Genomic DNA, 22,460 nt, shown 5'->3' on the forward strand with positions numbered 1-22,460 from the left:
GTCGGCTCGTTGATGATCCGCAGCACGTTCAGGCCCGCGATCTCGCCGGCCTCCTTGGTCGCGGTGCGCTGGGAGTCGTTGAAGTACGCGGGCACCGTGATCACGGCGTCCGTCACGTCCTCGCCGAGGTAGGCCTCGGCGTCCCGCTTGAGCTTCTGCAGCACCCGGGCCGAGATCTCCTGCGCGGTGTAGCGCTTGCCGTCCACATCGCCCTTCTCCGGGAAGCGCCAGTCGCCCTCGCCCATGTGCCGCTTCACCGAGCGTGCCGTGCGGTCCACGTTGGTCACCGTCTGCCGCTTGGCGACCTCGCCGACCAGCACTTCGCCGCCCTTGCCGAACGCCACCACCGACGGGGTGGTCCGCGCACCCTCGGTGTTCGCGATCACGGCCGGCTCGCCGCCCTCCAGCACGCAGACCACCGAGTTCGTCGTCCCCAGATCGATACCAACCGCGCGCGCCATCACCAGGCCTCCTCTCCTGCCCCTACGCGTCTTGCCCCAGGAGGAGGAGCGAAACGTGAGCCCCCGCCCGACCGGCAGGTGCCGGGTGCGGCCCGGTGCAGTGCCGGTCCGGCCGGGTGTTCACGGCGGATGTGCGCGATCCTGGAGTGGGGCAGCCCACGCCGACCCGGGCGGAGGTCATACGGCTGATGAGCGGCGGCGAGCACGAGTCGGCAGGAGCGCGGGACACCACCGAGGGCCGCGTCTACACCGTCACCGGCGGCGACTGGGACGAGGTCGCCGGTGACGCGCAGCGACGAGAACGGGCGGACGACGAGCGGATCATCGTCAACATGGGCCCCCAGCACCCGTCCACCCACGGCGTGCTGCGGCTGATCCTGGAGATCGACGGCGAGACGGTGAAACAGGCCCGCTGCGGCATCGGTTACCTCCACACCGGCATCGAGAAGAACATGGAGTTCCGCAACTGGGTCCAGGGCACCACCTTCGTGACCCGGATGGACTACCTGACCCCGCTGTTCAACGAGACCGCCTACTGCCTGGCGGTCGAGAAGCTGCTCGGCATCACCGACGACGTCCCGGACCGGGCCAGCGTCATCCGGGTGATGATGATGGAGCTCAACCGGGTCTCCTCGCACCTGGTGGCGCTGGCCGCCGGCGGGATGGAGATCGGCTCCACCACGCTGATGGTCTACGGCTTCCGGGACCGCGAGGTCATCCTGGACATCTTCGAGCTGGTGACGGGCCTGCGCATGAACCACGGCTACGTCCGGCCGGGCGGCCTCGCCCAGGACCTGCCCCCGGGCGCGCCGGACCAGATCCGCGAGGGCGTGAAGCTGCTGCGCTCGCGGCTGCCGGAGTACGACAAGCTGGCGACCAGGAACCCGGCCTTCAAGGCCCGACTGATCGGCGTCGGCCACCTCGACCTGCCCGGCTGCATGGCGCTCGGCGCCACCGGGCCGATCCTGCGGGCCACCGGCCTGCCGCACGACCTGCGCAGGACCGACCCCTACTGCGGCTACCAGGACTACGAGTTCGAGGTCGCGGTGGCCGACACCGCGGACTCCTACGGCCGGTTCCTGATCCGGCTGGAGGAGATGCGCCAGTCGCTGCGGATCGTCGAGCAGTGCCTGGACCGGCTGACCCCCGGCCCGGTCATGGTGGCCGACAAGAAGATCGCCTGGCCCGCCCAACTGACCGTCGGCCCGGACGGGTTGGGCAACTCGCTCGACCACGTCCGCAAGATCATGGGCCAGTCCATGGAGGCGTTGATCCACCACTTCAAGCTGGTGACGGAGGGCTTCCGCGTCCCGGTCGGCCAGGCGTACGCGGCGGTCGAGTCCGCCAGGGGCGAACTGGGCGTCCACGTCGTCTCCGACGGCGGCACCCGGCCGTACCGGGTGCACTTCCGCGATCCGTCGTTCACCAACCTGCAGACGATGGCCGCGATGTGCGAGGGCGGGCAGGTCGCGGACGTCATCGTCGCGGTGGCGAGCATCGACCCGGTGATGGGCGGCGTGGACCGGTGAACGCCGGCGCCGAGGTGACCTTCTTCCTGCGCGGCATCGACCTGACGTCCGCTGTGTCTCCTTCCGCCAACTCGCCGACTGGCTCGACGCCAAGGACCCGACCGTCCTGAACCGCCTCCGCGCCCTCTCCCCGCCCACCGCCCCCAACTGGCCTGCCACCACGGGGCGGTAGCCCGACCACAACCACTGGCGACGGTACGCCCCCCGCCACCGCGGACCACGGCGGGCCGACGCTGACCTTCTACGCCCTGCTCGGTGAACCCGGCAACCGGCGGGCCTACCTGCGGTTCCGAACCGCCGGCCAACTCCACACCGCGGCACTCACGCTCCACGTCACCTGACGCGCCGGCGCCGAAGAATCGCTCCGCCTGCCGACGAGCGATCATCCATCGGCACCCCGCTTCTCCTCGTCGGTGCTTCCGCCGACGCCCGCTCGGCAGCGCCCGACTGCGGGGCGGCGGCGCGAAGTCGGTTACCCGTTGGTTCCCTTGACCGAGAATCATCAGCGGGCCTACGCTCACCGCGGCTCGGCCCCCACCGAGCCCTTCCCCACGGGATCGGCGCCATCCAGGCGCGGCCGCCCCCTGCCCGCACCACGGTGCCGGGCCCCGGCCGTACCGCATGCAAGCCCCATCGACCACCCTCATCGAAGGGCACGACCTTGCTGCGATCGATCAAGCACAGCCTCGGTACCCTCACCGCCCTGTCCGCCGCCGTCCTGCTGGTGGCCGCCCCCGCGGGCGCCTCCCCAGCGGCCGGACACGCCATGAAGGCCCGCTCTGGCCAGGCCACCACGAGCAGCGGAAACCTCGCCTACGGCGGTGGGAACATCGTCACGAGCCCGAAGATCTACATCGTCTACTGGGGCAACCAGTGGGGCACCGGCTCCACCGTCACCAACGACCCCTCGGGCGAGGCCCCGCTGCAGCTGTCGTTCTTCCAGCACGCCTACGGCAGCGGCGACACCTGGTCCAACTCACAGACGCAGTACTGCCAGGGCGTCGCCACCGGAACCACCCAGTGCGGCAGCTCGGGCACCCACGTGGGCCACCCGAGCAGCAACCCGGTGGCCGGCACCTGGCTGGACAGCTCGGTCTCCGCTCCGAACAAGCCCGGCAGCTCGGCGATCGCGGCCGAGGCGCAGAAGGCGGCCACGCACTTCGGAGTCTCCGGCGACAACGTCGAGATCATCGTGGACGTGCCGCACGGCGTGGTGCCGCAGGGCTTCAAGACCTCGTACTGCGCCTGGCACGACCACACCAGCGTGAACGGCGCCGACCTGCCCTACACCAACATGCCGTACGTCACCGACGCCGGTTCCGGCTGCGGCGCCAACTTCGTCGCCACCGGCTCCAGCGGGGTCAACGGGGCGACCGAGGGCGTCACCATCGTCGGCGGCCACGAGTACGCCGAGACCCTCACCGACCCGGCACCCAGCAGCGGCTGGGTGGACGGCGGCGGCGCCGAGACCGGCGACAAGTGCGCCTGGATCTCCAGCGGCCAGGGTGCCTCCAGCATCGTCAGCATGAACGGCGCGAACTACGCCGTGCAGTCGCTGTGGAGCAACAACTTCAACAGCAACGCCGGCGGCTGCGTCAGCTACTACAGCAGCTCGACCAACCAGCACTGACCATCAGTCAGCGGCGGCCCACCGGGGAACCGGTGGGCCGCCGCCCGCCGTGGAGGACCACCGTGCTACCACGCCCCCTGCCGCTGCCGCTGCTCCTCCTGCTGACCGCCTGCACCACACAGGGGACGACAGGCGCCACGGCCACCGGGAACACCGATTGCCGCCCACCGGCCGAGGCCGTGCTGCCGGGCACCGCCGGCACCCTGGCCGAGACCGACACCGGCTCCTTCTGCCTGCCCACGGGGCAGCGGCTCACCGTCTTCCTGACCGCCACCGGCACTGCCCACTGGTCCGCCGTCACCAGCTCCGACCCGCGCGTGCTGGCCCCCGCCAAAGCCCCGCTGACCGCCCCGGTCGGCGTGACCCCCGCGCTGTTCGCCGCCAACGGGCCCGGCACCGCCCAACTGACCAGCCAGGACGGCACCGGCCACCGCTGGCAGGCCACCATCGTCGTGCGCTGACGGGCCGGCGGTGCGACAAGGCCGTCGCACCGCGGCCCCAGCGGCCAGCGGCCGCACCCGGATCGCCTCGGTCGCCCGGCCCCGGGCTCAGCGGCTGGACGCGGCGAAGCGCAGGGCCAGGGCCGGGCGCCGGTTGACGGCCCGTTTGGCGGACGGCGTCAGCCAGACCGACACGGGGCCTTCGCCGACCACCGGGAAACCGTGCCGGTCGAGTGTGAACAGCTCCGGGGCGATGTCGGCGCCCGCGGGCCGCAGGCCGCGGCCCGCGCCCTCGCCGAGCTGATGTCCGCCCAGTGCGCCAGATTCCCCGCCCTGAATCCCCATCAGGCGATCGGCTGATCCCGCCCGCCCGGCCGTGCGCTCCCGAGGCGTGCTCACCGTCCCGGGCGCGCCGCCGATGTGACGACCAGTCGGCGCCGGGGACCCGGGGAGTGGGCGGCGGATCGATCACCGTAGAGTGGGGCCGGTCAGTGTCCGCTCGAAGCCTGACTCCGAAGGAGCTCGTGGTGAACCTCGCCTCGGTCGTCGACCTCCAACTGGCTGGCATGTCCAACAAGCTCATCTACTCGGCCATGGCGGTGTACGTCCTGGCGATGTTCGCCCACCTCTTCGAGTGGACGTTCGGAAGCCGGGGGACGGTGGCCCGGCGCTCCATCGAGCAGACCAGCCTGGCCGAGACGGTGGCCGCCCATGCGACGAAGAGCATCCGACAGGCCAAGGTCACGGTGGCGTCGGGGGACGGCCGGACCACCACGCTGACCCGCACCGTGGTGGCGGGCGAGGGGGCGACCGTGGTGACCTCGGCTCGCGGTGCGGAGCCTCAGGTCGACGGACCCGGCGCCGCGGGGAGCAGCCCGAAGGCGGACCTGGCGGGGCGGATCGCGATCTCGCTCACCACGCTCGGGGCGCTGCTCCACGTCGGGGGGGTCACCGCCCGGGGGCTCTCGGCGATGCGCTGGCCCTGGGGCAACATGTACGAGTTCTCCTGCGCCTTCGCGCTCGCCATGGTCCTGGTCTACCTGGGCCTGCTGGCCGCCAAGGTCCGGGTGCGCTGGCTGGGCGTGCCCGTCACCGTCGGCGCCGTGCTCACGCTCGGCCTCGCGGTGACGGTGCTCTACACCGGGGCCGAGCAGCTGGTGCCCGCTCTGCACTCGTATTGGCTGGGCATTCACGTCACCGCCGCGACGGCCTGCGTGGGCGCCTTCTACACGGCGTTCGCCGCGACCCTGATGTACCTCGGCAAGGACGTGTACGAGAAGCAGCGCGCCCTCGGCCGCGACACGGGCCCGCTGCGCATCCCCGCCTCGGTCTGGGAACGACTTCCCGCGGCGGCGACGCTCGACCGCTTCTCGTACCGGGTGAACGCGATCGTGTTCCCGCTGTACACGTTCACCGTCATCGCGGGTGCCATCTGGGCCGAGGCGGCCTGGGGCAAGTACTGGGAGTGGGACCCGAAGGAGACCTGGTCCTTCGTCACCTGGGTCGCGTACGCGGCCTACCTGCACGCCCGGGCGACCGCCGGCTGGCGTGGCCGGAAGGCCGCCTACGTGGCCCTGGTCGCATTCGCCTGCATGCTGTTCAACTACTACGGCATCAACATCTTCGTCACCGGGAAGCACTCGTACGCGGGGATCGGCTGACGCCGGCAGCGCGCGAAATTCCGGCGCGCGAAATTCCGGCCCGTGAATGATCGGCGTGGAATCGACGTCGCAAGGTGCACCGCGGGCCGATGCCGGCATCGTTTCATGATTCACTGTTCACCGGGCTGCGATTCCGTACCCACATGTTCGTGAACCCCGCGTGGGCGGCTTCGGGGAAAGTGGTTCGCCGCCGCGCCCGCGGGTGCAAATCAAAGGGGGATCTGGATTTGGCCGTGTCCGACACCGAACGGAATCCGGTAGAGCTGGACCTCGCCGGCCTGCACGGCTCGCTGGCCTCACCGGTCATCGAATCGATGAATTTTCTCAACGAAGTGTCGCAGCGCTTTCCGGACGCCATTTCATTCGCCGCCGGACGCCCCTTCGAGGGGTTGTTCGACACCGAACTCGTCCACCGCTACCTGCGCCGGTACACCGACCACCTGATGGAGCGGTTCGACGACGACGTCGCGCTGGTGCGGCGGACCGTGCTGCAGTACGGCCGGACCAAGGGGATCATCCACGACCTGATCGCGAGGAACCTCGCGGTGGACGAGAACGTGGTGGTCGACCCGGAGTCGATCGTGGTGACGGTCGGCTGCCAGGAGGCCCTCTTCCTCACGTTGCGGGCGCTGCGGCGGACCGAGAAGGACTGCCTGCTGACCGTCCTGCCCTGCTACGTGGGGGTCGCCGGCGCCGCAGAGCTCGTCGACATGCCGCTGCTGCCGGTCAAGGGCTCGCCGGAGGGCATCGACCTGGCGGACCTGGTGGCCGTCGTCAAGCGGGCCAGGGAGTCCGGCCTGCGCCCCCGGGCGCTCTACGTCGTCGCCGACTTCGCCAACCCGTCCGGGATCAGTCTCGACCTGGAGACCCGGGAGCAGTTGCTGCGGCTGGCGGAGGAGCACGACTTCCTGCTGCTGGAGGACAATCCGTACGGGATCTTCCATGCGCCGGACGCCGACCCGCTGCCGACGCTCAAGGCGCTCGATCGCGACCGCCGGGTCATCCATCTCGGGTCGTTCGCCAAGACCGGCCTGCCGGGCGCCCGGATCGGCTACGCCATCGCCGACCAGCTGGTGAGCGACGGCAACGGCGGCACGCAGTCGCTCGCCGACCAGCTCGCGAAGATCAAGAGCATGCTGACGGTGAACACCTCACCGATCGCGCAGGCCGTCATCGGCGGGAAGCTCCTGGAGCACGATTTCAGCCTGCGCGCCGCGAACGCCCGGGAGAACGCGGTCTACCAGGAGAACCTCCGCCACCTGCTGGCCGGGCTGACCGAGCGGTTCCCGCCGGACCAGCGGTCCGGAGTGACCTGGAACGTACCCACGGGGGGCTTCTTCGTCGTCCTGGACGTACCGTTCCCGGTCGACGACGAGTTGCTCGAGCTCTCGGCGCGCCGACACCGGGTGCTGTGGACACCCATGCACCACTTCTACGGCGACGGCGAGCCGCGCCACCAGATCCGGCTGTCCTTCAGCTATCTGACCGTCGACCAGATCGCGGTCGGCCTGGACCGGCTGGCGGAATTCATCCACGACCAACGTGAACGGAAGAGCGGGACCGCACCATGCCGAGGGGGACAACTGTGAGCGCGCTGGACATACTTGGCGTCGACCACGTCGAGCTGGCGGTCGCCGACCTGAACGTGGCGACCGAACTCTTCGTGGACCGGTACGGGTTGGGCGTCTACGCGCGGTCCACCGAGACACCGGACGGGGTCCGCACGGTCGCGGTGGGCCGACAGGGCATCAGGCTGGTGCTGACCGAGGCCGGCGACGCCGACCACCCGGCCGCCGCCTACGTCGAGCGGCACGGCGACGGAGTGTCCGGTATCGCCCTCAGCACCCCGGACGCGGAGGCCGCCTTCACCGAAGCGGTCCGGCGGGGAGCCCGGCCGGTCGCCGCGCCGACCACCCGGGACGGGGTCGTCACGGCGTCCATCGGCGGCTTCGGCGACGTGGTGCACACCTTCGTCCAGCGTCTGCCCGGAGCGGACGAGCGCGCCCTGCCGGGACTGTCCGTGGTCGAGGAGGATCCCGTCACCGGTGGGCGGCGGTCGGCGCTCGGGCTGCACACGGTCGACCACTTCGCGGTGTGCCTGGAGGCCGGGCAGCTCATACCCACGGTGGAGTTCTACAGGACCGTGCTCGGTTTCGACATGGTCTTCACCGAGCGCATCGTGGTGGGCAGGCAGGCGATGGACTCCATGGTCGTGCAGAGCCGCTCCGGCTCGGTGACGCTCACCCTGATCGAACCGGACCTGTCCAGGGAGCCCGGCCAGATCGACCAGTTCATCAAGGACCACGGCGGAGCGGGCGTCCAGCACATCGCGTTCGCCACCGACGACATCGTGCGGGACGTGTCCCGCCTCGGCGCGAACGGCGTCGGGTTCCTGCGCACGCCCGGGGCCTACTACGACCTGGTGCCGGAGCGCCTCGCACTGCTGCGGCACTCGGTCGACGGGCTGCGGGAGCTCAACATCCTGGTCGACCAGGACCAGGACGGCCAGCTGCTGCAGATCTTCACCCGGTCCGTCCACCCGCGCGGCACGCTGTTCTTCGAGGTGATCGAGCGGCTGGGGGCCCGGACCTTCGGCAGCGGCAACATCAAGGCGCTCTACACCGCCGTGGAGCTGGAGCAGGCCAGGAACGAGGCGACCCGATGAGCGGCTCCGCGCGGGAGGCGGGGGCGGTCCCGCCGGTCTGTCTCGCCGACGTCGAGCGGCTTGCCGAGGACCGGGTGCCCGCCGAGGTCCGGGACTTCGTCGCGGGCGGCAGTGGTGACGAGTCCACCCAGGCCGCCAACCGGGCGGCGCTCGACCAGGTGCGCCTGGTGCCGCGGGTGCTCGCCGGGTCGGACGCCGCGGACCCCTCCGGCCCGCTGCTGCGCGGTACGGCCGCGATGCCGGTCGTGGTCGCGCCGATGGCCTACCAGCGGCTGCTGCACCCGGACGGCGAGCTCGCCGCCGCGCGGGCCGCGGCCAAGGCCGGCGTCCCTTTCACGATCAGCACGTTGAGCAGCTACCCGCTGGAGGAGATCGCCGCGGTCGGCGGGTCGACCTGGTTCCAGCTGTACTGGCAGCGGGACCGCGAGCAGGTGCTCGACCTGGTCCGCCGGGCCGAAGAGGCCGGCTGCGAGGCACTGGTGGTCACCGTGGACGTGCCGGTCATGGGCCGCCGGCTCCGTGACCTGCGCAACGGGTTCACGCTGCCCCCGCACGTGACCGCGGCGAACCTGGGCGGAGTGCCGCTGGCGGCGACGCACACCCGCCTGCCCGGGGCGTCGGGCGTCGCGACGCACACCGGGCAGGCCTTCGATCCCGCGATCGGCTGGGCGGACCTGGCCTGGCTGCGCGAGCGGACGACGATGCCGCTGGTGCTCAAGGGCATCCTCGACCCGCGGGACGCCGCCCGGGCGGTGGAACTCGGCGCCGAGGCGGTGGTGGTGTCCAACCACGGCGGCCGGCAGCTCTCCGGCGCGGTGGCCAGCATCACGGCCCTGCCCTCGGTGGTCGACGCGGTCGGCGGCCGCTGCTCGGTGCTGCTCGACAGCGGCATCCGGTCCGGGATGGACGTCCTGCGCGCCCTGGCCTGCGGCGCGGACGGCGTGATGGTCGGCCGGCCGGTGCTCTGGGGCCTGGCCGTGGACGGTGAGGCGGGCGCCGCGCTCGTGCTCGACCTGCTGCGGGCCGAACTCCGGGAATCCCTCGTCCTGTCGGGGTGCCCCGACCTCACCGCCGCGCGCGGCCTCACCGCCGTGCTGGCCTGAGCCCAGCCGGTCAGGCGGCGGCGAGCATCGGGAACAGCTCGATGTTCGCCGCCGCCTTCAGGTAGTCGGCGCCCGTGGTACCCCCGGTGCCCGACACCTTGCCGATGATCTTCAGCGTCACGCCCCAGTGCGTGCGCTTCATCGACCGCCAAGCGGCGTCGAGGCCGAGCATGGCCTCCTGGAGCCGGCGTGCCTCGGCAGTGTCCCAACCGCCCGCCCGCTCCAGGAACTCCTCCTGCAGCGTCGCGGGGACGGTGAACATCGGGCCCTTCTCCATCGCGTACGGTCCGTCCGCCCGCTTCGCGCTGACCAGTTCGATCATCTGGTAGGGGCGGGACTGGATCGCGCTGGCACCATGGGTGTGGTCCCGGATCACCGCGAACGTCTCGGGCGGAATCGTGGTCAGGACCCGGTACAGCGCCGGCGTCGCTCCGGTCAGCCGGTCCGCCGCCGCCGAGAGCACGGCGGCCGCGTCGGACGGCCGCCCCGCGCGGACCGCCCCGATCGCGTCGGTCAGCGCGCCCGCCACCCGGGCGAAGATCCGCTCGAAGAGCTGGATGGACCGGATGAACATGTGCTCATCGTGCACGGTGGTCACCGGCAGCAGCCCGATGTCCACCGCCCGCCGCAGTCCGGCGGGCACCTCGGCCCGCAGTGCCGCCACGGTCTCCCGGCCGGCCCGCACCAGCGCCTCGTTCCCGGACGCGGCGGCGACCACGGCCCGGAGCGGCTCCAGCGACACGGCGTCCGGCACGGCCGCCGGGGCGTACCCGCCGAGCCGGGCCAGGGCCTGCAGCACCGCGACGGTCCTGGTCCGCTGACGGCCGGTCGGCTCGGGCAGCGCCAGGGCGTCGAGCTCGACCGTCGCGAGATCCGCGAGCAGGGCCATCATCAGCAGGTCCTCGGCGTGCTCCGCGCTGTCGGCCTCCCAGTGCGCGATCTGCAGCAACTCGTGGCCGGCATAGGTGTCGTAGGCCATCGGCTGGTCGGTGAACGTCAGCGGCAGCCACCGGTCGAACAGCCAGGCGTCCGGGGACGACCACGGCCGGCCCCCGCCGGCGCAGCCGATCCGGATGCGCAGACCGCGCAGCAGCGCCACCAGCTCCGGTGCCACCGCGGCCTTGCCGACCTGCCGGTAGTAGCCGACGACCGCCCGGTAGGGGAAGCTCGCGAAGCTCTCCGGCCCGATCGGCCGGTGCGACCAGGCGGTGACCTCCTCGACCGCCCGCCGCAGCGCCCGAGCCGCGTCGGCGCGCGTCCCCGCGGTGAGGGCGGGCCCGCCGACTCCCGCACCGGGCACGGGCGCGCCGGACTCCCGGAGCCGTTCCGGCTCCTCTGCCAACCCCGACCTCGTCATGTCCGTGCCTCCCCCGCGCTGCCGCAATCCCTAGGCATGTCCCGCATCCATGGCCTCGATCAGGCTCTTGGGCCGCATGTCGGTCCAGTTCGCCTCGATGTAGTCGAGGCAGGCCTGGCGGGTGTCCTCACCGTGGGCCTTCTCCCAGCCGGCCGGCACCTCGACGAAGGCGGGCCAGAGCGAGTGCTGGCCCTCGTCGTTGACCAGCACCAGGTAGGTCCCGTTCTCGTCCTCGAAGGGGTTCGTCGTCATCGTGTCTCTCCTTGTCATCGTCCGGATGTCGGCGACATCCGGTCACGCAGCACCCCGGCGATCACGTCCAGCGAGGCCGGCGCGGTCATCTCCTGGTGGGTGCAGTCCAGCTCGAACTCGTCGATGCCGCCGGTCACATGGGCGGCCCAGGCCTTGGCCGGGGACAGCGGCTCCACGGTGTGCCGGGCGGCCCGGAAGGCCAGGACGTCGCCGCGGAAGGTTCCGGGGGCGAAGTCGCGGGCGATCCGCATGTTGTTGGCGGCGACGCGCTTGAGCGCCTCGACGCCACGCTCGCCGAGCCCGGCCAGCGGGCTGTCCTGCCGGCCGAGCAGCTCCGCGAGGTCGGCTGCCGACGGCACGTCGCCGCCGGGCTCCGCGGCCTGGGCCGGCTCGGCCGTCAGCGCGGCCAGGATCTCCCGGTCGAGGTCGGCCTCGGACACCTCGGGCCCGTCCGTCGCCGGGTAGGAGTCGAGCAGCGCGAGCAGTTCCACCTCCGCGCCCTCGTCCTGGAGCATCGTCGCGACCGCGTGCGCCACCAGACCGCCGAACGACCAGCCGAGCAGGCGGTAGGGCCCGCGCGGCTGCACCGCGCGGATCCGCGCGAGGTAGTCGGCGGCCATCTCCCGCAGGCTGCCGGGGAGTTCGCCGTCGCCGGTGAGTCCGCGGGCCTGGAGGGCGTAGACCGCCGAGTCAGGGTCGAGCCGGGTGATGAAGCCCGTGTAGCACCAGCCGAGACCGGCCGCGGGGTGGACCAGGAAGTACGGCGTCCCCCGGCGTCCGGGGCGCAGCCGAAGCATGGTGTCGAAGGGGTCGTCCTGCTGGTGCAGCCGCTGGGCGAGGGCCGCCACCGTCGGCGCCTCGAAGAGGCTGCGGATGGAGGTGTCGGTGCCCAGTTCCGCGCGGATCCGGCTGACCAGCCGGGTCGCCAGCAGCGAGTGCCCGCCGAGCTCGAAGAAGTCGTCGTCGATGCCGATCCGCTCCAGGCCGAGCACCTCCGCGAAGAGGGCGCGGAGCACCTCTTCCTGCGGGGTGCGCGGCTCCCGGTCCGAGGCCCGGGCGGTGAGGTCCGGCGCGGGCAGCGCCTTGCGGTCGAGCTTCCCGTTCGGTGTCAGGGGCAGGGCCTCCAGCGGCACCACGGCCGCGGGCACCATGTACTCCGGGAGCCGTCGGCGCAGGTGGGCGATCGTCTCCGCGGGGTCGAGGGCGGGCCCGTCCGGTACGACGTAGGCGACGAGCCGCCGGTCACCCGGCCGGTCCTCCCGCAGCACCACGACCGCCTGCGTCACCCCTCGGTGGGCGACCAGGGCGGCTTCGACCTCGCCGAGCTCCATCCGGAAGCCGCGGAGCTTGACCTGGTGATCGGTCCGGCCGTGGTAGTCCAGCCGGCCGTCCTCGGTCCAGCGGGCCAGGTCGCCGGTGCGGTACATCCGCGACCCGGCCGGACCGTACGGATCCGCGACGAAGCGTCCGGCGGTCAGCGCGGGCTGGTCCAGGTAGCCCCGGGCCAGACCCTCGCCGGCCAGGTACAGTTCACCGGCCACCCCGGGCGGGACCAGCCGGAGCCGGTCGTCCAGCACGTACGCCCGGGTGTTGCGGATCGGGCGGCCGATCGAGGGCGCTCCCGGGTGGTCCGCGCCGAGGTCGGCCGCGGTCGACCACACGGTCGTCTCGGTGGGCCCGTAGAGGTTGGTGACGGCCGGGGTGAGCTCCCGCATCCGGGCGGCCAGCGGCGCCGGCAGCGCCTCGCCCCCGACCAGCATGCGCAGCCCCCGCGCGTCCTGCGGGTGCTCGGCCAGCAGCGCCTGCCACAGCGTCGGCGTGGCCTGCATGATCGTCGCCCGGCTGCGGCGCAGCAGGGCGGCCAGTTCCGCGGGGTCGCGGACCTGGTCGCGCCCGGCCACCACGACGCTCGCGCCGGCGAGCAGCGGCAGGTACAGCTCCAGCACGTGGATGTCGAAGGCCACGGTGGTGACGGCGAGCATCCGGTCCCCGGTGTCCATCGGGAACAGCTGGCCCGTGCCCAGCAGGAAGTTGACCAGGCCGCGGTGCGGGACCAGTACGCCCTTCGGGGCGCCGGTGGACCCGGAGGTGTAGATCACGTACGCGGGGTGCTCGGGCCGCAGGGCGGCGGCGCGGTCCCGGTCGGTCAGATCGTTCGCGGCGTACCCGGCCGTGGCGGTGCGGAACTCGGCGCCGTCCACGCACCACCGTGCCTGGCCGGCGGGAAGGTGGGCGAGTCCGTCCTCGGTCGTCAGCATCACCGCCGGGCGGGCCGCGGCCGTGATCATCTCCACCCGCTCACGGGGGTGTTCGAGGTCCAGGGGGAGATAGGCGCCACCTGCCTTGAGCACTGCCAGCAGCGCGACCACCAGGTCCGCGGAGCGCGGCAGGGCGAGCGCGACCACCGACTCCGGGCCGACGCCCTGGTCGACCAGGAACCGCGCCATCCGGTTGGCCAGCGCGTTCAGGTCGGCGTAACTGACCGGCGCGTCGTCCTGCCACAGCGCGGTCGCGTCCGGGGTCCGGCGCACCTGGGCCTCGAACAGCTCCGGGAGGCAACTGCCGTCCGGCGCCGCCGTGGTGCCGCTCCACTCGACCAGCAGCCGCTGCCGCTGCGCGTCGTCGAGCACGTCCACGGCCGCGACGGGCTGGTCCGGGTCGGCCACCAGCGCCTCCAGCACCCGGCGCAGGCAGTCCGCCCAACCGAGCACGGTCGCCCGGCTGAACAGGTCGGCACGGAAGTCCAGTCGCAGTCGTAGCGCCGCACCGGGCAGGACGGTCAGCGTCAGCGGGTAGTGGGCGGCGGCCTGGCCGTCCGCGCCGGCCAGCGTCAGGCCCTCGTAGACGGGGGTGCCGCGCTCGGCCGGGGCCGGGAAGTTCTCGAACACGTACAGCGAGTCGAACAGTTCGGCGCGGACGCCGCTGAGCTGCTGGAGCTCGCCGAGACCGAGGTGCTCGTAGTCGGCGAGGGCCGAACGCTCCTGCTGCAGTCCGGCCAGCAACCCGGCCAGGGACTGGTCCGGGTCCATCCGCACCCGCACCGGGACCGTGTTGGCGAAGAGGCCGATCATGGACTCGACTCCGGCGAGGTCGGCCGGGCGGCCGGAGACCGTCGCGCCGAACACCACGTCGGAGCGGCCGGTCAGCCGGGACAGCACGAGCGCCCAGGCCCCCTGGACGGCCGTGTTGAGCGTCAGCCCGTTGCGGCGGGCCACCGCGGTGAGGCGGGCGGTCAGGTCCGCGCCGAGGTCGACCAGCGCCTCGTCCGGCACCACCGTCTCGCGGCCGGCCCCGGCCGGGCCCAGCAGGGTCGGCTCCTCCAGAGTGCCGAGGTGGCGGCGCCAGGCGGCCTCCGCCGCGGCCCGGTCCTGGCGGCTCAGCCAGCGGAGGTAGTCGCGGTAGGGCCGCACCGGCGCCAGCGCGTGGTCGCCGCCGTCGGCGTACATGGTGAACAGCTCGTTCAGCAGCAGCGGCACCGACCAGCCGTCCATCAGCAGGTGATGGCTGGTCAGCACGAACCGGTGCTCCCGTGCGCCGAGCCGCACCAGCTGGCAGCGGATCAGCGGCGGGCTCTTGACGTCGAAGCGCTTCGCGCGGTCCTCGGCGAGGATCGCCGCGAGCTCCTCCTCGCGCCGTGCGACGGGCAGCGTGGAGAGGTCGACCACGCGCCAGGGCAGGGTCACCTCGTCCAGCACGACCTGCACCGACTCGCCGTTGCGGCGCTGGCGGAAGGCCGCCCGCAGGTTGGCGTGCCGGCGCAGCAGGCCGGTGGCCGCCCGGTGGAGCGCCTCGGCGTCCAGCTCCCCACGCAGGTCGAAGGCGAACTGCAGGTGGTAGACGTCCGAGGCCTGCTGGTCGTAGAGGGAGTGGAAGAGCAGCCCCTCCTGCAGTGCCGTGAGAGGCAGCATGTCCTCGATCCGTGCGCGCTTCACCACAGGTCCCCGTCCTCGATCAACTCGTTCTCGAACTCGTCGATCTCGTCCTGGTCCAGCTGGACCAGATCGAAGTCCGACGTGGTGGCGCCACCGGCATCGGCGCTCTCGACGTGCCGGGCCATGACCTCCAGCACCCGCACCCAGGTGTCGGCGAGCACCCGCGCGTCCCGCTCGGTCAGGACACCGTCCGGCCAGGTCCAGACGGCGCGCAGTTCGGCGCCGTCGGTCCCGGGCCGTGCCAGGGCGTTGACCTCCAGCGCGTGCCGCAGCGGCATCGCCCCGTCCGACGGCGGGCCCGCCGCGTCGTCCTGCACGCCTTCCGGTGCCAGGCCCCAGTCGGCGCCCGGTCCCGCGGCGTCGAACCGGCCCAGGTAGTTGAAGCCGATCTGCGGAGCGGGAACCCCCGCCAGCGCCTCGGCCGTCCCGGCGTTCAGGTGACGCAGCAGCCCGTAGCCGAGGCCGTGGTCCGGCACCGTGCGCAGTTGCTCCTTGATCCGCTTGAGCAGCCGGCCGACGGCGGGCCCGGCGGACCACAGGTCGTCCCAGTCCACCGTTCCGGGCTCGAGCCGGACCGGGTAGACCGTGGTGAACCACCCCATGGTGCGGGACAGGTCGAGCCCGTCCACGAGGTCGTCCTGACGGCCGTGGCCCTCGACCTCGACGAGCACCGGTCCGCCCTCGGCGTCCTCCCGCAGGGCGGCGGCCGCCAGGGCGAGCGCGGCCAGCAGGACGTCGTTGACCCCCGCGTTGAACGCCGCCGGGATCGCGGACAGCACGGCCTCGGTGACCGGCGCGGGCAGCGACACCGCGAGCGAACGCGCGGTGGCGGTGGTGTCCCGGACCGGGTCGAGGGCCCGGGACCCCAACAGGGGTTCCGGTGCCGGGTCCGGGCCGGCCCAGAACGCGAGCTCCGCCACCCTGGCGGGGCGCGCGGCCTCCTCGGTGAGGGTCCGCGCCCAGCGGCGGAAGGACGTGGCGACCGGCTCCAGCCGAGGCTCGCGCCCGGCGGCGACCGCGGTCCAGGCGGCCGCCAGGTCGTGCAGCAGGATCCGCCAGGAAACGCCGTCCACGGCCAGGTGGTGGACGGCCAGCAGCAGCCGGCCGGACCGCTCGCGACCCGCGTCGAACCAGACCGCCTGCAGCAGTACCCCGTCGGCGGGGGCCAGCCGGGCACTGGCGGCCTCGGCCTCGGCCCGCATCAGCGCGCGCGCCGCCGGCCCGTCCAGCCCGGCGATGTCCACCCTCCGCAGCAGGGACGCCGCGGCGACCGCGCCGACCGGCCGCGTCCGCAGCTGCCAGGACTCGTCGAGGACTTCCAGCCGCAGGACGTCGTGGTGGTCCAGCACCGTCTGCAGCACGGTGGTCAGCCCGGACCGGGTCAGCTCCGCGGGGACCTGCAGCAGCACCGACTGCTGCAGGCCGTCCAGCGTGCCGCCGCGCGCCCGCAGGTCGTGCATGACCGGGGTGAGCGGGACCGGACCGACGCCGTCGTCGGCGGCCCGGACGACCACCTCGCCCGCCACGATGGCGAGTTGGGCCACCGTCTTGGCCTGGAAGACGTCCTTCGGGGTCAGCGCCAGCCCGGCCGCGCGGGCCCGGCTGACCAGTTGGATGGAGCCGATGCTGTCGCCGCCGAGCTCGAAGAAGTTGTCGTGGACGCCGACCGTGCCGAGCCCGAGGACCTCCCCGACCAGCGCGCACAGCAGTTCCTCCCGCGCGTTCCGCGGCGCCCCGCCGGAACCCAGCGGACGCGCCGCGGGGGCCGGCAGCGCCTTGCGGTCCAGCTTCCCGTTGGGCGTCAGCGGCAGCGCGTCCAGTACCACGACGGCCGCGGGCACCATGTAGTCGGGCAGCACGGTGCCGACGAAGGTGCGCAGCTCCGCCGGGTCGAGGCCGTCCGTCGCCGGTCCGTCCTCGCCGGTTCGCCGGCTCGCCGCCGGGCGCTCGGAGCCGTCGTCCCCCTTGTCGCCGGCCGCGACCACGTACGCCACCAGACGCTGGTCGCCCGGCCGGTCCTCACGGACGATCACCGCGTTCTGCGCGACCCCGGGGTGCCGGCCGAGCACGGCCTCGATCTCGCCGGGCTCGACCCGGAAGCCGCGGATCTTCACCTGGTCGTCGGCCCGGCCGACGAACTCCAGCGTGCCGTCCGGCCGCCAGCGCGCCAGGTCGCCGGTGCGGTACATCCGCTCGCCCGGCTCGCCGAACGGGTCGGCCACGAAGCGCTCGCCGGTCAGGCCCGGCCGGTCGAGGTAGCCCCGGCCCAGGCCGGCGCCCGCGATGTACAGCTCGCCCGCGACTCCCACCGGTACCGCGGACAGCGCGCCGTCCAGCACGTACACCCGGGTGTTGGCCATCGGCCGGCCGATCGGCAGCCGGTCGCCCAGCTCCGTCGGGGCGGTGACCCGGTGCTGGGTGGCGCACAGGGTGATCTCCGTCGGCCCGTACAGGTGCCGGACCACGACGTGCGGGGCGGCCCGCAGCACGCTCTCGACGGCGGCCACCGAGACCACGTCACCACCGGTGAGGATCTCCCGGACCCCGCCGAGGGAGTCCGCCAGGTCGTCCGCGACGACCCGGAAGAGCCCGGCGGTGAAGTGCACCCCGGTGATCCGCTCCTCGACGATCAGCCGCTTCAGCTCGGCGACGTCGAGGTCTCCGGGCGGGGCCAGCACGACCTGGCCGCCGGTCAGCAGCGGTATCCACAGCTCGTAGTTGGCGATGTCGAAGGCGTACGGCGCGTGCATCAGGACGCGGTCCTGGTGGCCCGGCTCCCAGCGCGGGTCGAGGACCAGCTCCAGCAGGGCGCGGTGGGTGATGGTGATGCCCTTGGGCTCGCCCGTGGAGCCCGAGGTGTGCATGACGTACACCGCCTGCTCGGGGTGCGCCGGGACGGCCGGGGCGGCAGACCCGTCGGCCACCAGCCGGTCGTCCTCCTCGACCACCACGACCTGCTCGGCCCGCGGCACCCCGCGCTCGTGCCAGGCGCGGTCGGTGAGCAGGACCCGCGCCCCCGAACGCCGCAGCACGTGCTGCATCCGCTCGGCCGGATAGCCCTCGTGCAGCGGCGCGTAGGCCGCGCCCGCCTTGAGCACACCGAGCAGGCAGACCACCAGCTCGACCGAGCGCTCGGTCAGCACCGCGACCCGGTCCTCGGGCCGGACGCCGAGCTCGATCAGGCGCCTCGCCAGCCGGTCGGCACGCGCGTCCAGCTCGCCGAAGGTCAGCTCCCGCGACCCCGCCCGGACGGCGACCGCCTGCGGCTGTCGGCGCGCGTGGTCCGCGAAGACCTGGTGCACCGTGGACGCTTGCGCGGGCAGGGCCACCGCGGTGTCGTTCCACTCCCGGAGCACCTGGTTCCGCTCGGCGTCACCGAGGACGTCGATCAGACCGATCGGGCGGTCCGGATCGGCCAGCACCGCGCGCAGCAGCCGGGACAGCCGGGCGACCAGCAGTTCCGCGCTCGCGTGGTCGAACAGGTCGGTGCTGTACTCCAGCATGCCCTCGATGCCGGCCTCGCCGTCCTCGCCGTACGACTCGTGCAGGCTCAGCGACAGGTCGAACTTGGCCACACCGACCTCGACCGGCTCCAGCCCGACGTCCACGCCGGGCAGCCGCAGCGCCACCTCGGGCGTGTTCTGGAAGGCCAGCAGCACCTGGAACAGCGGCTGCCGGGACAGCGACCGGACCGGGTTGAGCACCTCCACCAGGCGCTCGAACGGCAGGTCCTGGTGGGTGTAGGCACCCAGGTTCGTCGCCCGCACGCGGCCCAGCAGCTCCCGGAAGCCGGGGTTGCCGGAGGTGTCCGTGCGCAGGACGACGGTGTTGGTGAAGCACCCGATGAGGCCGTCCAACGCCTCGTCGGTCCGGCCCGCGATGGGGCTGCCGACGGGGATGTCCTCGCCGGCGCCGAGCCTGGTCAGCAGGGTGGCCAGGGCCGCCTGCACGACCATGAACACGCTGGTGGCGGTCGTGCGGGCGAGCTCCACCGCGGCCCGGTGCAGCTCGGCGTCCCACGCCACGGCGATGCGCCCGCCACGGTGGCTGGCCACCGCCGGCCGCTGCCGGTCGACCGGCAGTGCCAGCTCCTCGGGCAGGTCGGCCAGGACCTCGCGCCAGTAGGCGAGTTGGCGGTGGGCGAGGCTCTCGGGATCGTTCTCGTCGCCGAGCAGCTCGCCCTGCCACAGGGCGTAGTCCGCGTACTGCACCGGCAGCGGCTCCCAGGCGGGCGCCCCGCCGGCCAGCCGCGCGGTGTAGGCCTCGCCCAGGTCACGGGCCAGCGGGGCCAGCGACCAGCCGTCGGCGGCGCTGTGGTGCAGCGACAGCAGCAGCACGTGCTCGTCCGGCCCGAAGCTGAACAGCGAGGCCCGCACCGGCAGTTCGGTGGCCAGGTCGAAGCCGGCCCGTGCCGCGGCGGTGACCAGCTCGGGCAGCTCCGCCTCCGTGGCCTCGACGAAGCTCAGCGGGAACGGCGTCCGGTCGGCGTCGAGCACCCGCTGCTCCGCACGCCCGTCGACCTCGACGAGCAGGGTGCGCAGGGACTCGTGCCGGGCCAGCAGGTCGTCCAGCGCCGCCTGAAGCGCGGGCCGGTCGACCGTGCCGGTCAGCCGCAGCGGAACCGGCATGTTGTAGATGGCGTCCGCCTCGTGCAGCCGGCCCAGGAACCACAGCCGGTGCTGGGCGAAGGACAGCGGCAGCACGTCCGGTCGCGGTCCGCGCTCGAGCGCCGGTCGGGGCGGCGCCCCGGCGCCGGCGTAAGCCGCGACCGCGGCCACCGTCGGCGCCTCGAACAGCACCGCGAGGGGCAGTTCGAGGTCCAGCACCGAGCGGACCCGGCTGACCAGGCGGGTGGCGAGCAGCGAGTGCCCGCCGAGGTCGAAGAAGCTGTCGTCGATGCCGACCTTCTCCAGGCCGAGCACCTCGGCGAAGAGCGCGCAGAGGACCTCCTCACGGGCGGTCCGGGGGCCACGGCCCGAGCCGAGCGTGTCGAACCGGGGCGCGGGCAGGGCCGCGCGGTCCACCTTGCCGGTGCGGGACAGCGGGATCGAGTCCACCACCACGACGGCCGCGGGCACCATGTAGTCCGGCAGCGCGGCGGCGACGTGGGAGCGCAGCTCGGCCGGGTCCGGAGCGGCGCCGTCGCGGGGGACGGCGTAGCCGACCAGGCGCTTGTCACCGGGCTGGTCCTCGCGGACCAGCACGGTGGCGCGGGCGACGGCGGGGTGGCGGACCAGGACGGCCTCGATCTCGCCGAGCTCGATCCGGAAACCGCGCAGCTTCACCTGGTCGTCCGCCCGGCCGGCGAAGACGAGTTCGCCGTCGCGGGTCCAGCGGGCCAGGTCACCGGTGCGGTACATCCGGGAGCCGGGCTCGCCGAAGGGATCGGCCACGAAGCGCTCACCGGTCAGCCCCGGCCGGCCGAGGTAGCCGCGCGCCAGGCCGTCACCGGCCAGGTAGAGCTCGCCCACCACGCCGACGGGAACGGGACGCAGACCCGGGCCGAGCACGAACGCGCGGGTGTTGGCCACCGGTCGGCCGATCGGTGCGACGACCGCCCCGGACAGCGGCCGGCTCAGGCTCGCGCACACCGTCGACTCGGTGGGGCCGTAGGCGTTCAGCATCGTCCGGCCGTCCGACCAGCGGGCGGTGACCTCGGGCGGGCAGGCCTCGCCCCCGGTGATCAGGCCGCGCAGGGTGGTCATCCGCTCCGGATCGAGGGTGGCGAGGAAGGCGGGCGGCAGCATCGCGTGCGTCACCCCGGTCTCGACGACGAGCTCCACGACGGCCTCGCCGACGGCCTGGTCCGGGCGCGGGACCACCAGGGTGGCGCCGGACAACAGCGTCATGACCAGCTCGCAGGCCGAGGCGTCGAAGCTGAGCGAGGCGAACTGCAGCACCCGGGACCCGCCGTCCAGACCGAGGGCCTCCCGGTGGGAGAGGGCGAGGGCGGCCAGACCGTGGTGGCTGACCAGGACGCCCTTGGGCGTTCCGGTCGAGCCGGACGTGTAGACCACGTAGGCCGGGTGGCCGGTGCGCAGCGCGGTCCGGCGCTCGGCGTCGGTCAGGTCGGCCGGCGAGTACCCGGCCAGCTCCGCGCCCACGGCCGGGTCGTCCAGCCGCCAGCGGGTCAGCTCCGCCGGGATCCGGCCGTCCGAGCCGCCCGCGGTCAGCACGCCGACCGGCGCGGCGTCCGCGCACATGAAGCCGGCCCGCTGGGCGGGGTAGTCGGGGTCGACGGCCAGGTAGGCGCCGCCGGCCTTCAGCACGGCCAGCGCGGCGGTCACCAGCTCGGCCGAGCGCGGCAGCGACAGGGCCACCACCGACTCCGGGCCGACGCCACGGTCGACCAGCAGACGCGCCAGGCGGTTCGCGCGGGCGTTCAGCTCGGCGTAGCTCAGCGGCTGTCCGTCGTACAGCACGGCGGTCGCCTCGGGGGTGCGGGCGGCCTGCGCCTCGAACAGCTCCGGCAGGGGCGTCGGGGTCACCTGCGCGTCGGTGTCGTTCCAGTCCACCAGGACCTGCCGGCGCTCGTCCTCGTCGAGGAGGTCCACCAGGGCGATCGGGCGGTCGGGGTCGGCGACCGCCGTGCGCAGCACCCGCTCCAGCCGGCGCGCCAGGGTGGTCGCGGTCGCGGCGTCGAAGAGGTCCGTGCTGTATTCGAGGAGCCCGTCGACACCGCCGGCGTCCGGGCGCTCCCTCAGGCTCCACAGCAGGTCGAACTTGGCGATGCCGAGGTCGACGGGTTCGAGGGTGAAGGTGAGGCCCTGGAGGTCGAGGGTGACCTCGGGGGTGTTCTGGAAGGCGAGCATCACCTGGAACAGGGGATGACGGGCCATGGAACGGGCGGGATTGACGAGCTCCACCAACCGCTCGAACGGCGTGTCCTGGTGCGCGTAGGCCGCGAGATCGGCACCACGGACCCGGTGCAGGAGCTCACGGAAGGTCGGCGCACCCGACACGTCCGTGCGCAGGACGAGGGTGTTGGCGAAGAAACCGACGAGGTCGTCGAGGTTGTCGTCGGTACGTCCGGCGATGGGCGTACCGATCGGGATGTCCTCCCCCGCACCGACACAGTTCAGGAGCGCGGCCAGAGCGGTGTGCACCACCATGAACACACTGGCCTGGTTCTCACGGGCCAGAGCCCGCAGCGCCTGATGGAGATCGGCGTCCCAGTCGAGCGCGACGGTGCCACCCCGGTGACTGGCCTGCGCCGGACGGGGCCGGTCCACCGGCAGGGCGAGTTCCTCGGGCAACTCCGCGAGCGTGTCCGACCAGTACGCCAGCTGACGCTGAGCCAGACTGCCCGCCTCACCCTCCCCACCGAGCAACTCGCGCTGCCACAACGCGTAGTCCGCGTACTGCACCGGCAACGGCTCCCACCCGGGAGCCCCACCGGCGAGACGGGCGGAGTAGGCCGCGCCGAGATC

Annotated in this window: 13 protein-coding genes; 7 read left to right on the top strand and 6 right to left on the bottom strand. The window is 73.1% G+C overall.

Going from position 1 to position 22,460, the window contains the following annotated elements; genetic code table 11:
* The coding region (locus ACWCYO_RS35505) for an Hsp70 family protein (RefSeq protein WP_449786533.1) at positions 1-461 on the bottom strand (461 nt) is incomplete at its 3' end.
* 188 nt (positions 462-649) lie between these two features.
* On the opposite strand from ACWCYO_RS35505, the gene ACWCYO_RS35510 reads away from it, so the two are divergent.
* From ACWCYO_RS35510 to ACWCYO_RS35520, 3 genes are all read left to right on the top strand, one after another.
* Positions 650-1,990: an NADH-quinone oxidoreductase subunit D gene (locus tag ACWCYO_RS35510; protein WP_449786534.1), complete on the top strand. Its 1,341-nt coding sequence runs from the start codon at positions 650-652 to the stop codon at positions 1,988-1,990.
* Between the two features lie 661 nt (positions 1,991-2,651).
* Positions 2,652-3,620 carry a hypothetical protein gene (locus ACWCYO_RS35515; RefSeq protein ID WP_270142630.1) on the top strand — a complete coding sequence of 323 codons (969 nt, stop codon included), beginning with the start codon at positions 2,652-2,654 and terminating at the stop codon, positions 3,618-3,620.
* Between the two features lie 62 nt (positions 3,621-3,682).
* Positions 3,683-4,081 carry a hypothetical protein gene (locus tag ACWCYO_RS35520; RefSeq protein ID WP_449786535.1) on the top strand — a complete coding sequence of 133 codons (399 nt, stop codon included), beginning with the start codon at positions 3,683-3,685 and terminating at the stop codon, positions 4,079-4,081.
* An 87-nt stretch (positions 4,082-4,168) separates the two neighbouring features.
* Here the strand turns inward: ACWCYO_RS35520 and ACWCYO_RS35525 are convergent, their stop codons facing one another.
* Complete coding sequence (locus ACWCYO_RS35525) at positions 4,169-4,405, bottom strand: hypothetical protein (RefSeq protein ID WP_270142633.1); 237 nt, start codon at positions 4,403-4,405, stop codon at positions 4,169-4,171.
* 182 nt (positions 4,406-4,587) lie between these two features.
* On the opposite strand from ACWCYO_RS35525, the gene ccsB reads away from it, so the two are divergent.
* The 4 genes from ccsB (at position 4,588) to ACWCYO_RS35545 (ending at position 9,489) form a co-directional block, all read left to right on the top strand.
* Positions 4,588-5,721, top strand: coding sequence for a c-type cytochrome biogenesis protein CcsB (gene ccsB, locus ACWCYO_RS35530; protein ID WP_449786536.1), 1,134 nt, complete (start codon positions 4,588-4,590; stop codon positions 5,719-5,721).
* Positions 5,722-6,035: 314 nt separating this feature from the next.
* Complete coding sequence (locus tag ACWCYO_RS35535; RefSeq protein WP_449786542.1) at positions 6,036-7,310, top strand: aminotransferase-like domain-containing protein; 1,275 nt, start codon at positions 6,036-6,038, stop codon at positions 7,308-7,310.
* Complete coding sequence (hppD, locus tag ACWCYO_RS35540; protein WP_270142635.1) at positions 7,307-8,386, top strand: 4-hydroxyphenylpyruvate dioxygenase; 1,080 nt, start codon at positions 7,307-7,309, stop codon at positions 8,384-8,386. The genes ACWCYO_RS35535 and hppD overlap by 4 nt, the downstream gene beginning before the upstream one ends.
* The gene (locus ACWCYO_RS35545) at positions 8,383-9,489 is read left to right on the top strand and encodes an alpha-hydroxy acid oxidase (RefSeq protein ID WP_449786537.1); all 1,107 of its coding nucleotides are present in this window, start codon (positions 8,383-8,385) and stop codon (positions 9,487-9,489) included. Before hppD ends, ACWCYO_RS35545 begins: the two co-directional genes overlap by 4 nt.
* A 10-nt stretch (positions 9,490-9,499) precedes the next feature.
* Here ACWCYO_RS35545 and ACWCYO_RS35550 read toward each other — a convergent pair whose 3' ends face one another.
* From ACWCYO_RS35550 to ACWCYO_RS35565, 4 genes are all read right to left on the bottom strand, one after another.
* On the bottom strand, positions 9,500-10,831 hold the full coding sequence (locus ACWCYO_RS35550) for a hypothetical protein (RefSeq protein WP_449786538.1): 1,332 nt from the start codon (positions 10,829-10,831) through the stop codon (positions 9,500-9,502).
* A 45-nt stretch (positions 10,832-10,876) separates the two neighbouring features.
* Positions 10,877-11,098 (bottom strand): MbtH family protein, encoded by a 222-nt coding sequence (locus tag ACWCYO_RS35555; protein WP_449786539.1) that lies wholly within the window; start codon positions 11,096-11,098, stop codon positions 10,877-10,879.
* Positions 11,099-11,112: 14 nt separating this feature from the next.
* Positions 11,113-15,006, bottom strand: coding sequence for an amino acid adenylation domain-containing protein (locus tag ACWCYO_RS35560; protein ID WP_449786540.1), 3,894 nt, complete (start codon positions 15,004-15,006; stop codon positions 11,113-11,115).
* A gap of 20 nt (positions 15,007-15,026) precedes the next feature.
* On the bottom strand, positions 15,027-22,460 hold a 7,434-nt coding region (locus ACWCYO_RS35565), incomplete at its 5' end, for an amino acid adenylation domain-containing protein (protein WP_449786541.1).

This window comes from Kitasatospora sp. NPDC001683 (assembly GCF_053596495.1).

What these genes read in the sequence shown, in the direction of transcription:
- ACWCYO_RS35555 (WP_449786539.1), bottom strand. Translation starts at nt 11,098, where the DNA reads ATGACGACGAACCCCTTCGAGGACGAGAACGGGACCTACCTGGTGCTG.
- ACWCYO_RS35535 (WP_449786542.1), top strand. Translation starts at nt 6,036, where the DNA reads ATGAATTTTCTCAACGAAGTGTCGCAGCGCTTTCCGGACGCCATTTCA.
- ACWCYO_RS35560 (WP_449786540.1), bottom strand. Translation starts at nt 15,006, where the DNA reads ATGCTGCCTCTCACGGCACTGCAGGAGGGGCTGCTCTTCCACTCCCTC.
- ACWCYO_RS35525 (WP_270142633.1), bottom strand. Translation starts at nt 4,405, where the DNA reads ATGGGGATTCAGGGCGGGGAATCTGGCGCACTGGGCGGACATCAGCTC.
- ACWCYO_RS35510 (WP_449786534.1), top strand. Translation starts at nt 650, where the DNA reads ATGAGCGGCGGCGAGCACGAGTCGGCAGGAGCGCGGGACACCACCGAG.
- ACWCYO_RS35545 (WP_449786537.1), top strand. Translation starts at nt 8,383, where the DNA reads ATGAGCGGCTCCGCGCGGGAGGCGGGGGCGGTCCCGCCGGTCTGTCTC.